The sequence below is a fragment of the Bacillus paramobilis genome (genome assembly GCF_038096195.1).
GTDB classification, from domain to species: Bacteria; Bacillota; Bacilli; order Bacillales; family Bacillaceae_G; genus Bacillus_A; species Bacillus_A mobilis.
The window spans coordinates 4,893,036-4,906,034 of record NZ_CP151108.1 but is presented as its reverse complement, the minus strand read 5'-3'; the positions used below and the strand labels follow the sequence as shown (position 1 = coordinate 4,906,034).

The 12,999-nt window shown below is 34.8% G+C and carries 13 protein-coding genes and 1 pseudogene; 10 read left to right on the top strand and 4 right to left on the bottom strand.

The genetic code is table 11. The features are described 5' to 3' along the window. Positions 1-475 precede the first annotated feature (475 nt). From mtnK to AABL52_RS25070, 3 genes are read left to right on the top strand one after another with little or no spacing between them, the layout of a single operon-like run. Positions 476-1,705 carry an S-methyl-5-thioribose kinase gene (gene mtnK, locus AABL52_RS25080; RefSeq protein ID WP_341518658.1) on the top strand — a complete coding sequence of 410 codons (1,230 nt, stop codon included), beginning with the start codon at positions 476-478 and terminating at the stop codon, positions 1,703-1,705. A gap of 12 nt (positions 1,706-1,717) precedes the next feature. Then, on the top strand, positions 1,718-2,761 hold the full coding sequence (gene mtnA, locus AABL52_RS25075; protein WP_341518657.1) for an S-methyl-5-thioribose-1-phosphate isomerase: 1,044 nt from the start codon (positions 1,718-1,720) through the stop codon (positions 2,759-2,761). A gap of 54 nt (positions 2,762-2,815) precedes the next feature. Next, the gene (locus AABL52_RS25070; protein WP_000926556.1) at positions 2,816-3,457 is read left to right on the top strand and encodes an L-fuculose-phosphate aldolase; all 642 of its coding nucleotides are present in this window, start codon (positions 2,816-2,818) and stop codon (positions 3,455-3,457) included. Between the two features lie 45 nt (positions 3,458-3,502). Here the strand turns inward: AABL52_RS25070 and AABL52_RS25065 are convergent, their stop codons facing one another. Genes AABL52_RS25065 through AABL52_RS25055 form a run of 3 tightly spaced genes read right to left on the bottom strand, consistent with a single transcriptional unit; the run spans position 3,503 to position 6,513 of the window. Then, positions 3,503-4,510: an iron chelate uptake ABC transporter family permease subunit gene (locus AABL52_RS25065; protein WP_144565283.1), complete on the bottom strand. Its 1,008-nt coding sequence runs from the start codon at positions 4,508-4,510 to the stop codon at positions 3,503-3,505. After that, positions 4,507-5,547 (bottom strand): FecCD family ABC transporter permease, encoded by a 1,041-nt coding sequence (locus AABL52_RS25060; RefSeq protein ID WP_341518656.1) that lies wholly within the window; start codon positions 5,545-5,547, stop codon positions 4,507-4,509. Before AABL52_RS25060 ends, AABL52_RS25065 begins: the two co-directional genes overlap by 4 nt. 48 nt (positions 5,548-5,595) lie before the next feature. Then, on the bottom strand, positions 5,596-6,513 hold the full coding sequence (locus AABL52_RS25055) for an iron-hydroxamate ABC transporter substrate-binding protein (protein ID WP_000732569.1): 918 nt from the start codon (positions 6,511-6,513) through the stop codon (positions 5,596-5,598). A 332-nt stretch (positions 6,514-6,845) separates the two neighbouring features. Here AABL52_RS25055 and AABL52_RS25050 point away from each other — a divergent pair, with 332 nt between their 5' ends. Further along, on the top strand, positions 6,846-7,895 hold the full coding sequence (locus tag AABL52_RS25050; RefSeq protein WP_341518655.1) for an NAD(P)/FAD-dependent oxidoreductase: 1,050 nt from the start codon (positions 6,846-6,848) through the stop codon (positions 7,893-7,895). Between the two features lie 194 nt (positions 7,896-8,089). On the opposite strand, the gene AABL52_RS25045 is transcribed toward AABL52_RS25050, so the two are convergent. Then, on the bottom strand, positions 8,090-8,458 hold the full coding sequence (locus tag AABL52_RS25045; RefSeq protein ID WP_097844138.1) for a hypothetical protein: 369 nt from the start codon (positions 8,456-8,458) through the stop codon (positions 8,090-8,092). A 179-nt stretch (positions 8,459-8,637) separates the two neighbouring features. Between AABL52_RS25045 and AABL52_RS25040 the strand changes: the two genes are divergently transcribed. The 6 genes and pseudogenes from AABL52_RS25040 to AABL52_RS25015 all read left to right on the top strand — a co-directional run. Further along, entirely contained in the window at positions 8,638-8,877 is a 240-nt protein-coding gene (locus tag AABL52_RS25040) for a helix-turn-helix domain-containing protein (RefSeq protein WP_341518654.1), read from the top strand. 236 nt (positions 8,878-9,113) lie between these two features. Further along, positions 9,114-9,638 carry a spore coat protein gene (locus AABL52_RS25035; protein WP_341518653.1) on the top strand — a complete coding sequence of 175 codons (525 nt, stop codon included), beginning with the start codon at positions 9,114-9,116 and terminating at the stop codon, positions 9,636-9,638. 20 nt (positions 9,639-9,658) lie between these two features. Beyond that, a complete protein-coding gene (locus AABL52_RS25030) occupies positions 9,659-10,108 on the top strand; it encodes a hypothetical protein (RefSeq protein WP_063262205.1) in 450 nt (149 codons plus the stop codon). Positions 10,109-10,271: 163 nt separating this feature from the next. After that, a complete protein-coding gene (locus AABL52_RS25025) occupies positions 10,272-10,940 on the top strand; it encodes a DUF2642 domain-containing protein (RefSeq protein WP_098872610.1) in 669 nt (222 codons plus the stop codon). Between the two features lie 237 nt (positions 10,941-11,177). Beyond that, the gene (locus tag AABL52_RS25020; protein WP_341518652.1) at positions 11,178-12,443 is read left to right on the top strand and encodes an S-adenosylmethionine decarboxylase related protein; all 1,266 of its coding nucleotides are present in this window, start codon (positions 11,178-11,180) and stop codon (positions 12,441-12,443) included. Positions 12,444-12,600: 157 nt separating this feature from the next. Continuing rightward, positions 12,601-12,928, top strand: a pseudogene (locus AABL52_RS25015) (ATP-binding protein); the annotation flags it as partial. Between the last annotated feature and the right edge of the window lie 71 nt (positions 12,929-12,999).

The window sequence follows — 12,999 nt, the reverse complement described above, 5'->3', positions numbered from 1 at the left end:
TGGTTATTTTGTCAAGAGAATAAACCAACTTTATATCAATTTAATTAATATTTATTCTCAATTAAGGTTGTTAGAGAATGAAAAGGTAGTTTTCATGTAATCGATTTTCAATGAGTATATAAAAGAGTAGTGTGTATGTTAGAGACATGGTGTAAGTATAAATTGTTAGGAAGAGAATACTTCTTAGAAGTTGTGGAGTTGAAAAGGATTGCTTATTTCTATTTTACAAAGAATTGTGTGATAAATAAAATAAAATGAATTAGAATCTTTTTGAACAATTTTTGTCATCTCAAATATATAATTAGGAAGTATATTGCAATGATATAGAAACATTGACTCAAGGTGCTAACAAGATATAATAAAACCTAGATATACCTTTCAAAAAGAAGAAGATATAATATAGGATGAAAAAATTTCAACCTATTATTTTTTATAGCTTTTAGAAAACGCTTACAATTAGTGTGGAGGGGAAACCATGTCTAAGTTCACGAAGTATTTTTTAATGGAAGCTAATGATGTAATTGTATATGTGAAAGAGAAATTATGTAAGTTTGAGGATGCAAAGGGGTTACAGTGTAAAGAAATAGGCGATGGTAATTTAAATTATGTATTCCGCGTTTGGGATGAACAGAAGAATATTTCTGTCATTGTAAAGCAAGCTGGGCATACAGCAAGGATTTCAGATGAGTTTAAGTTGTCGACGAATCGTATTCGTATAGAATCAGATGTTTTACAGTTAGAGGAGGAGTTAGCACCTGGGCTTGTTCCAGAGGTGTTTTTGTTTGATAGTGTGATGAATTGTTGCGTAATGGAGGATTTATCGGATCACGCAATATTGCGTACAGCACTTATAAATCATCAAATGTTTCCAAAGCTTGCGAATGATTTAACGACCTTTTTAGTAAATACACTTTTATTAACATCGGATGTTGTAATGAATCATAAAGAGAAGAAGGAGCTTGTGAAAAATTATATAAATCCTGAATTATGTGAGATTACAGAGGACCTCGTATACGCTGAGCCATTTACAAATCATAATAAGCGTAATGAGTTGTTTCCGTTAAATGAAGGATGGATTAGAGAGCATATTTATAGTGATAAAGAGCTTCGTATGGAAGTAGCAAAACTTAAATTTTCTTTTATGACGAATGCACAGGCGCTTATTCACGGTGATTTACATACTGGTTCTGTTTTTGTAAGAGATGATTCTACAAAGGTTATTGATCCTGAGTTTGCTTTTTATGGACCGATGGGATATGACGTTGGGAATGTAATGGCGAATTTAATGTTTGCTTGGGCAAATGCAGATGCAACCATGCCGCCCGGTGCTGAGAAAGATACGTATATGGATTGGCTACAATCCACAATGGTAGAGGTAATTGATTTATTTAAGAAGAAGTTTTTAGATGCTTGGAATATTCATGTGACAGAAATTATGGCGAAGGAAGAAGGCTTTAACGAAGTATATTTACAATCTGTATTAGAGGATACAGCTGCAGTGACGGGCCTTGAGTTAATTCGTCGTATTGTTGGGCTAGCGAAAGTAAAAGATATTACTTGTATTGAGAATGAGGAAGCACGTGCTAGAGCAGAACGCATTTGTCTTCAAGTAGCGAAGAAATTCATTTTACAGGCGAATCAATATAAAACAGGCACAAGCTTTGTAGAAACGTTAAAAGAACAGTCAATGCACTATGCGAAGTAAGGGGAGAAGATGATGGAAGAACAATTAATACCAATTCAGTGGAAAGATGATGCTTTAGTTTTATTAGATCAAACATTACTACCGAATGAGATTGTCTATGAATCTTTCAAGACAGCTGAAAGTGTGTGGGATGCCATTCAAGTAATGAAAGTAAGAGGGGCGCCAGCGATTGGTGTTTCGGCAGCTTATGGTGTGTATTTAGGAGCCAAGGAAGTTACTCAAAATACAGTGGAAGAATTGATAGAGGAAGTAAAAAAGGTATGTGCATACTTAGCAACATCAAGACCGACAGCAGTAAACTTATTTTGGGCACTTGAAAGAATGGAGGCAGTCGCGACAGAGAACGCACACTTATCAATCGCCCAGTTGAAAGATAGATTGCTAGAAGAGGCAAAAGAGATTCATAGAGAAGATGAAGAAATTAACCGTCAAATTGGAGAACATGCACTAACATTATTCCATGATGGAATGGGGGTATTAACACATTGTAATGCTGGTGCGTTAGCGACGACTAAGTATGGTACTGCGACAGCTCCAATGTACTTAGCGAAAGAAAAAGGCTGGGACTTAAAAATCTATTCAGATGAAACACGCCCTAGATTACAAGGTTCAACGTTAACAGCATTAGAACTACAGCGAGCAGGGATTGATGTTACTGTTATTACGGATAATATGGCAGCTATGGTCATGTCACAAGGAAAGATTGATGCGGTGATTGTTGGATGCGACCGTGTGGCAGCAAATGGTGATGTAGCAAATAAAATTGGGACATTAGGCGTATCTATTTTGGCGAAATACTACAACATTCCGTTTTATGTAGCAGCACCAACACCGACAATCGACTTAAAAACACCGACAGGAAAAGAAATTCCGATTGAGGAAAGAGATGCCTCTGAAGTGATTGATCGTTTCGGACAATATTCTGCTCCAAAAGAAAGTAAAGTATATAATCCGGCATTTGATGTCACACCACATGAAAATGTAACAGCGATTATTACGGAAAAAGGGATTGTAAAAGCATCGTTTACGGAGAACTTAAAAAATCTATTTCAATAAGTAGGTAGATTTAAAAAGTCAGTCATCATAAGCTTCATACTTAGGGGGATGTATATGTTATTACAAAAAGAAAGAGAAGAAATTGTAGCGTATGGAAAGAAAATGATTTCTAGCGGTTTAACAAAGGGGACAGGCGGCAATATTAGTATTTTCAATCGCGAGCAAGGTCTTGTTGCAATTAGCCCAAGTGGTTTAGAGTATTATGAAACAAAACCTGAAGATGTAGTTATATTAAACTTAGATGGAGAAGTGGTAGAGGGAGAGAGAAAACCATCAAGTGAGCTCGATATGCACCTTATTTATTATAGAAAGCGTGAAGATATAAATGCGCTTGTGCATACACACTCTCCTTACGCGAAGACGATTGCATCATTAGGATGGGAACTTCCTGCAGTATCGTATTTAATTGCTTTCGCAGGCCCGAATGTACGCTGTGCACCGTATGAAACATTTGGTACGAAGCAATTAGCAGATGCTGCTTTTGAAGGCATGATTGATCGTCGTGCCGTTTTACTTGAGAACCACGGTTTAATTGCAGGTGCAAATAACATAAAAATGGCGTTTACTGTTGCCGAAGAAATTGAGTTTTGTGCGCAAATTTATTATCAAACGAAAAGCGTCGGAGAGCCGAAGCTATTGCCAGAAGATGAGATGGCGAATTTGGCGAAGAAGTTTGAAGGATATGGGCAGCAGTAGAATGAAATAAAAAACACCCTCAAGAAAAAATCTTGGGGGTGTTTCTTACGCCTTTTTAAGCAACAAATACATAAAGTAAGGAGCGCCAATTAAAGCAACAACAATACCTGCTGGGATGCCATTAGGTTCAACGATGTTTCGGCCAATTGTGTCTGCTAATAACAATAGCCATCCGCCGATTAAAAGAGCAATCGGCATGAAAATTTGATGTCTTGGACCTACTAAAGATTTTGCGATATGAGGAGCCATTAGTCCGACAAAGCTAATTCCTCCTGTTACGGAAACAGCTGCAGCAGCAAGCGCAACGGCTGCAACTAATAAGTATCGGCGTTCTTTTTCAATTTCAATTCCAACGCCGATTGCGACTGGTTCGTTTAATGCTAGAATGTTTAATCGATTTGCTTTATAGAAAACGAACGGAATTAATACGATTAACCATGGGAGCATTGCTAAAACGAAGACCCAGTCATCTCCCCAAATATTTCCGGCAATCCATTTGGCGATAAAGTCCACTTTCATACGATCAGCGGATGAAATAAGGACAATCATCATTCCAGATAGTGCAAATGAAAAACCAATACCAGTTAATGTTAGTCGGATTGGCTGAAGTCCAGTTGATTTACTATAAGAAAATACGTAAATTAGAACAGCTGTCAGAAATGCGCCGATAAATCCAACAACAGGTAGTAAGTAAAGAAATGAACCTACATCTATTGGAAAGTATAAAAAGAAAATAGCAACAGCAACACCAGCCCCGGAGTTGATTCCGAGAATACCAGGTTCCGCTAAATCATTTCGGGTAATACCTTGCAGGATAGCACCTGATAAAGCGAGAGCCATACCAGCTAATAATGTAATAATAATTCTAGGTAGTCGTAAAGAGTATAAAACAAACTCCTCTTTAAAAGTCCCTTGTCCCATTAATGTTGGGAGTAGTCGATCATAAGATAAAGATGCTGAACCAAGTCCCATTCCAACTACAATGGTGGTGATGGTCAGTATTAGTAAAGCGAGTATAATAAGACGTTGTTTTCTTAGAATAGATTGCATCATGAGAATGTTTTTCCTCCTTTACTTACAACGAATAGGAAGAATGGCAGTCCAACAATTGCGACAATAGCGGCAACTGGTGTTTCGTACGGAGCGTTAATAGTACGTCCGACTGTATCTGCAAGTAGCATAAAGGAAGCTCCAGCAATTGCTGACATCGGTATAACAAATCGGTAGTCCGGCCCAACAATTGGACGTACCATATGAGGCACCATTAAACCGATAAATGCCATATTTCCGACAAGAGCTACAGAAGCACCAGCAAGTAAGATAATAATGATAAAGAGAATGGTTTTAATAACAATAATTTTTTGACCTAGCCCAACAGCAACTTCTTCACTGAAACTAAGTACTGTCAATTTTCTTGCAAATAAGATAGCGATAAAGATACTAATTGAAATGACTGGAATAATAATTTTTAATTGGCCCCAAGTTGTTCCAATTACGCCCCCAGCAGTCCAAAGTGATACCTCTTGTGAAATTTTAAAATAAATGCCGACACCTTCTGAAATTGCAAGCAAAAATGCTGAAACGGCAGCCCCTGCTAATACAATTCGAAGAGGAGAAAGTCCACCTTTTTTCACCATGCCAATGCCAAATACCATAATTGCGCCAATTGCAGCACCGATAAAGCAAGCAAATGTTAAGTAAAGATAGCTGATGGAAGGGTTAAAGGCTAGCGTTAACGCAAGTGCAGCATTTGCTCCACCAGATAATCCTAATAATCCAGGATCTGCAAGTGGATTTCGTGTTAATCCTTGCATAATTGCTCCAGAAACAGCAAGTCCAGCTCCTACAAAAATAGCAGCTACTTCACGTGGTAAACGAATTTCTCGAATAATAGATAGTTTGTCCCCTTTAGCAGAAGAAGTGAGTGCTAACCATACATCTCTGATTGAAGTATCCGCAGCCCCTAATACCATTGCCACCATAAAAATAAGAAAGAATGCAATTATGCTCAAAATGAGTTTGTATGTAAAAGCTATAGAACGTGGATTGTCGTGATCTTTTGTCATTCGTTTCACATCTTTTCTGTTCATAGAATAAAGGAAGAGGAATTCTTAATTTAAGAATTCCTCATGTTTGTATTATTTACCAAGAAAGCTCTTCTTGAAGAAGTCTAGTTGGAAATCTAATGTAAGTGGATCATTGAAATAGAATTCCATCATGTTTGCTTCGTATACGCGATTATTTTTTACTGCTGGGATGTTTTTATATGATTCTGTCTCTTGGAATGAGTTATCAGTATCTTTGTTTTTACTTACGATTAAGTAATCACCAGCAAACTCAGGTAATACCTCAGTAGATAATGCGTAGTAACCTTCTTTTAATGCTTTTTCTTTTACTTTTTCAGGCATTTTTAATTTCATTTCTTGGTACAGAATTTCTGTTCCACGGCCCCAGTTTTCGCCGTATACATAAAGCTGTTTGTTGAAGTTTTCTACAACAGAAACTGTTGCATCTTCACCGATTTTTGCTTTAATTTCTTTACCAGCGTCTTGTGCACGTTTCTTGAAGTCATCAACCCAAGTTTTTGCTTCTTTTTCTTTGTTTAATAACTTACCGATTTCTAAATGCTGTGTTAAGTAATCAACTTTTCCGTAAGTGTATGTTACAGTAGGAGCGATTTTCTTTAACTTATCAACATTTTTAATATTTGATAAACCAATGATTAAATCTGGATTTAGTTCAGCGATTTTTTCAACGTTTTCATCTGATACTTCAGCAACATCTTTAAGTTTGCTATCAAAACGTGGGTTTTGTTTAGACCATGAATCTACCCCAACAAGATTTACATCTAATGACATTACGTTACCAGCGAATGATGATAAAACAACAACACGTTTTGGGTTTGCGGGAACTTCTACTTTACCATTTTCAGATTGGTATGTAATTGTTTCTGATTTACTGCCTTTTGCATCGTTCTTTTTGTCTGTAGAGCCATTGCTACAAGCACTCATAACAAGAACGAAAAGAACTGTTAGTGAAATAAATAACTTTTTCATCGTCTTTCTCCTTTAACATAGATGATATGTGTATACAATAATTTGTTTAACTGCGATCTTTTTGAATGAGTAGTGGTAATGCAAAATGTTCATTAAAAATCTTGAATATGAGATTTTATAATATAGTATTAACCATATTAATAAAAGAAGATGTAATCTCAAATTTGCTAATTATTAACAAATTGATAATGATTATCACTATTGATTCTTTAAATAATATAATTTTATATAGTTGTATTGTCAATAGTAATTTTGATTGTAAAATTTGCGGAAACAGGTTATATTTTATTGAGAATGATAATCAATGATTAGTAGCTGAGGAGTGAAGGTTAATGAATAGAGAAGAATTGTTTGATGTAACCGTGATAGGCGGGGGACCTGCAGGGCTTTATTCAGCTTTTTATAGTGGACTCAGAGAGATGAAAACAAAAATAATAGAATTTCAACCACAGTTAGGTGGAAAAATACATGTTTATCCGGAGAAAATGATTTGGGATATTGGCGGGTTATTACCGGTTACTGGTGAAAAGTTAATTGAGCAACTGGTACAACAAGGGTTAACATTTCAGCCAGAAGTGGTATTGAATACAAAAATAGAATCCATTATTCGTAATAAAGATGGGATTTTTACGTTAAAAACAAGCAATGGAGAAGAACACTTTTCAAAAACAGTGATCGTTGCAACTGGAAGTGGTATATTAAATCCACAAAAGTTATCAATTGAAGGTGCGGAGCGATTTGAAGTATCAAACTTAAATTATACAGTTAAATCGTTAAAACGTTTCAAAGATAAAACGGTCATTATTTCAGGCGGAGGTAACTCGGCAATTGATTGGGCAAATGAGTTAGAACCAATTGCGAAAAAAGTTTATTTAACATATAGAAAAGAAGAATTATCTGGTCATGAAGCACAAGTGAAGCAACTTATGAACAGCTCAGCGGAGTGTTTCTTTAATACCTCTATTACAAAATTAATTGCTGGTGATAATCATGAAGCGATTGAATATGTAGAATTAACAAATCACGAGACAGGTGAAGTTGCCCATTTGCCTATTGAGGAAGTGATTATTAACCATGGATATGAGCGTGACATTACATTATTAGAAAATAGTGAATTAGACGTTGCAATTATAGATAATTATTATATTGCAGGGAATGCAAATAGCGAGTCTTCAGTAGATGGATTATATGCTGCGGGAGACATTTTAAAGCATGAAGGGAAATTACACTTAATTGCGGGAGCATTCCAAGATGCTGGAAATGCTGTAAATAAAGCGAAACAATTTATTCAGCCAGATGCAAGCGAGTATGGAATGGTTTCTTCGCATAATGAAGTATTTAAGAAGAGAAATCGTGAATTGATCAATCAGATGATGAAATAATAAATAACAAGTATACCCCCATTTACTTCTCTATTCGAATGATAAGAGAGGCAAATGGGGGTTTTCCTGTTTACTATATTTTCAATCATTATAATGACACCGGTTTCATTAGTTCATGTGGAATGAACGTTTTATTTGTAAATCTGCCTAGAAAACAATGAATCTATGTTTTGCTGACGAAGAACAGTATTACATTATGCTGTCCCTTTAGCTCGTTCGTTAGGAAATGGCATATTTAATATAGAAGCAATGTACTGTTTGCCATGCATACGAGCTAATGATTCTAATATTTGACGGACGCGCTTTGTAAGATGTCCTTGTTCCTTTATAGCTTCACAATATGCGTCATAGAAAGCGTATTTAGCCCAAAGGAAATCATCTTGTTGGAATAAGAAATGATTTTTATACCATTCCCTAATTGTATGGTAACAATTGTTTTCATGTATTGCTGTGCTTTGAGAAAGAATACGATCAGATAAAGATGTAGTTAAATGAGAAATTGTGTTTTCTGTTTCAGCCTGTAATGTTTTTTCTAACATTGTAATGATGTGACGAGTAGCCATATGTTAACTCTCCTTTGTGTAAATGGGTAATACCATTCTATATTTAAAAAATCCTTACTATATTATTATACAATAAATGGAATGCATCCACCTTCTTTTTAAATTGCATTTACAAAATCTTTTTTATTTGTTTACAAAAATAAAGTAAGATACAGTATATAGGAAAAAATGATAAAGGAATGAACGCGTTGTATATAACAGTAGAAGAAGCTGCGGAGTATTTGAATTTACCAAAGTTGTATATTGAAGAGCTAATTCAGCAAAAGAAAGTTCGTGCGCTATTTGATGGAGAGCAATATTTATTAAATAAAGAACAATTCAATACACATTTAGAACAAATGGAGAAATATAAGCAATTAGTGGAAGAAATATTAAACGAACCAATTCCAGAAGATATGGATGTTAAAGACGAAGATTAAACGATGGGAAATCCCGTATGAAGATATGCAGAAATGTATCTTCATACGGGATTTTTTTGTCTCGAAATATCAAAAAATTAAGGAGGTTTTAGGATTTTTCGGGATTTTGATAGGTAGTAGTCTACCATGTTAAAAGCATATTTTTTTCTAGCTAGGACAAACATAGAGAACGTAACCTGTACAGATACATATACTATCAGTGCAAAAGCTTATAAATTAATGGAAGGGGTTTTCTCGTGAGTTTATTTCATTGGGATTTTTTGAAAGACTTAATTGGATCTTTTGTGAGAGTAAACAGGGGTGGTCCAGAATCTCAAAAAGGAAGAATAATATCAGTATGTCCGGACTACTTCGTATTGCAGAATGAAAAAGGTGAACTGTATTACTATCAACTTAATCATCTAAAAAGTATTACAAAAAATGCGAAAGACTGTGGATCAGGTGATTGCGATTGGGAAGATTGCGCATGTGCAGAAGACTTTGAAGCACTACTTCAAAGCTTCAAATATTGCTGGGTGAAAATTAATCGCGGTGGTCCAGAGAAAGTAGAAGGCATCTTACAAGATGTTTCTTGTGATTTCGTGACATTGATCGTAAAAGAAGAAATTATATTAGTTGCAATAAAGCATATTAAAAGCGTTAACTATAATGCATTAGCATGTGGAGAGAGCGATGAGAGCGACGATAGTAGCAGTAAAGAAAGTAGTAGCAATAATTCAGGTCGCGCTCGTGCACAAAGACAATCAAGTAGAGGAAGATAATAAGAAAGGGGGATACAAAATTGGAGAACGTATTATGCTGTGACCAAATTAAATGTTTAGTTGGTGAGACTGTAAAGGTAAACCTTCGTGGACCAGAAAGTCGAGTGGGTGAGCTCGTATCGTTAGGAAAAGATTATCTAACGTTACAATTACCTCATGGTGAATTAGTGTATTATCAGTTGAAACATGTGAAGAGTCTAGTTAAGAAAGTGAAAGAAAGTAAATGTGGCGATTGCTATAGTTCATGTTTCTGCTCTGATGAGGATACTTTTTTAGATATATTAAAAGACTTGAAGTATAAGTGGGTAAAAATTAATCGTGGCGGTCCAGAATGTGTGGAAGGTTTATTAAGCGAAGTACATGCTAAATGTATTACACTAGTAAACTGTGATGAAGTTATTTATGTAATTAAGTCTCATATTAAGAGTGTGAGCCAAATAGTTAAATGTAAAAAGAATGAAGAAGAATAATGTTTGATAAATAAGAGGGGCATTATGGTTGAAGGTGAAGAACGATTTCTTATTTCGGATAGTACGAAAAGGAAGTCCTTACTATTCAGACGGAACATTGCCCCTGATTATTTTTTGAAATGAAAAATAGGAAAGCAAAAAATTTATAGGAAGGAGGATATAGATGAATGAGTTAAACAAAAGTATTGGAGAAAATATATATGTTAAATTAATCGGTGAAAAAAGATTTAAAGGTGTATTAATAGACGTGGGAAATGATATTGTTGTTCTTTACAATGGACAAGACTACGTATATATATCTTTATATCATGTACAATATTATAAATTTTTAAGACCACATGATGAAGAAATATTAAAACCAGATGTTGATTCTGTAATTAAGAGGGAGTCGCCTACCATTTCTTTAAGAAAAGTATTAAGTACTTCTAAAGGAATTTTTACAGAAGTTTATGTAGCAGGAAATGCTCCAATACATGGTTATGTTACAAGTGTAATGAACGATTATATTGTTTTTTATAGTCCAGTTTATAAAACAGTATATATATCTTTAAAGCATTTGAAATGGTTAATTCCGTATAAAGAAAATCAAGTCCCTTATGCCCTCAATAAAAATGAACTCCCCGTGAATCCGTTAAATATTACGTTAGCTAGAACATTTGAAGAGCAACTTATTAAAATGGCTGGCAAAATCATGGTGTTTGATTTAGGTGAGGAATCTAATAAAATCGGAAAAATGGCGAAGATTGATGAGGGGCATATTGAAATATTAAAAGCACGTGATGCAAAAATGTATGTGAATATTCAACATGTGAAATCTGTCCATTGTCCGTAGATTCGTTGAAAGGCCTGGCTTTTTCTTTTATATGTAGAAGAAAAGGTCGAGCCTATTTGTTTAGCTCGATTTGAATATGAGGGGAAAAATGAATTGAATAGAAATATGTTAGCCTGATCTATGAAGAGCTAATCTTGTGCAAAATTATAAAAAATATGTACGAGCCATTTTTTCATATATTCGATTTGTTTTTTTGAGGGAGAACTGTTCAACTACTATATTAAAGGGGTTTTGTTTGTGGAGCAGTTTTCAAATTCGTTATCGATTACATTACTTGGTAGTGCTGGTGGAGCAGCAAAAGCAGTTTTAGCCATTTTAAATCAAGCGATAGTAAATGAAAAGGACCCGATTTATGAATCGATAAAGAATGTTACATTTCATTTGGTTGATATAAAACAAAAAGATAGGACTTATTATGATGAGTTGTTTCCGAATTTGAAAGATCAATTGTTTTTATATGAAATCGACCTTCAAGATGTAGTGAAATTCAAACAACATTTGAAAGAAAAAAGTACGGGTGTTGTTATTGATGTTTCGGGGGCAGATACGATCAGAGTATTAAGCTGTTGTAATGAACTTGGAATTTGTTATATTAATTCAGCTTTGGAAAATGAAGCAGTAGATCAGGATGATAGTTTAATCGGTTTTCAGCTTACGGAAAGATATACGAGGTTTGAGAAGGAGAAAGAGAAATTTACAAATACAAAAGCAATTATAGGCTCAGGTATGAATCCAGGTGTTGTGCAATGGATGGTCGTTGAACTTATGAAGGAACGACCAAATGAAAAGCCAAGGGCATGCTATATAGTGGAACATGATACTTCATTTTTGAATGATACAGCACTGATAAAGCCTCATACACTTTATGCTTCATGGGCAGTAGAGCGATTTCTAGATGAAGCGATATGGAGCTATCCGATGTATATGAGTCATCATCGTCCCCTTTACTTTTATGAAGATGTATATGCTTCAGAGTATAAAGTAAAGTTAGGAGAGAAAGAGTTTCATGGTTGTTTAATGCCACATGAGGAAGTTTTAATTTTAGGGAAAAACTTCAATATGGAAGTGGGTTTTCTGTACCGAATTAATGAGTATACGACCAATGTAATTAGACAGAACTTAGATCGAGTAGAAGATTTATGGAATTGGAATCGTAAAGTATTTAATCCAGCGGAAGAAGAGATTGCAGGGGAGGACCTGGTTGGTGTGCTACTCGTTTATGAAAATAGCGAGACGTATATGTACAATGTAATGAATAGTAGCCAAGTTTTTCATAAATATAAAACGAATGCAACTTACTTTCAAGTAGGGTGCGGGATTTATGCAGGTCTGTGCAGTTTATTATTAGATCACTTTGGACAAGGTGCTTACTATGTCGAGGAATTATTATTAAATACAGAAAGTAAGTACGGTGAATATCTAAATTTATATATGAATAATTTTGTAATAGGACATAATAATGTTACGGATGGTCTGCTACATGATCGGGTAAGATGGATATAAGTTATAGCGAAAAGGAAGGAGAAATCTCCTTCCTTTTCGTATGATAAGGTTGTATATTGCCCTGAAAGCAATTTCATACTTATAATTTAAGGAGATAACACGTAGATTTTTTGTATGGATCATGAGGAGTATTTATATGAACAAATTTAAAAGCTTGATACAGGAAATCCTTTTATATGTTGTACAACTAATGGAAAGTTATGCAGTGCGATATAGAGTGAGATTTCATTTGCAAGTAGATGGGAATCTACCTGTTATAAATGGTGATGATAAACAAGTAAAACAAGTTTTATTAAATATTATTAAAAACGGGATAGACTCAATGCCAGAAGGTGGGGAAGGCTTTTTATACAACAAAGGAGAATGGTACGGGACTGGGGTTAATAATTACATATAAAATTATTAAGGAACATCAAGGAAGTATCGCGATTCAAAGTAGCGTGGGAATAGGAACGAAAGTGGAAATTTCTTTACCAACAGTATAATGTGCTAGAAGAAAATATTTTTCAGAAAAGTGTTCTTGTTGTGTAAATATAAACATTTTATAAAATGTTCC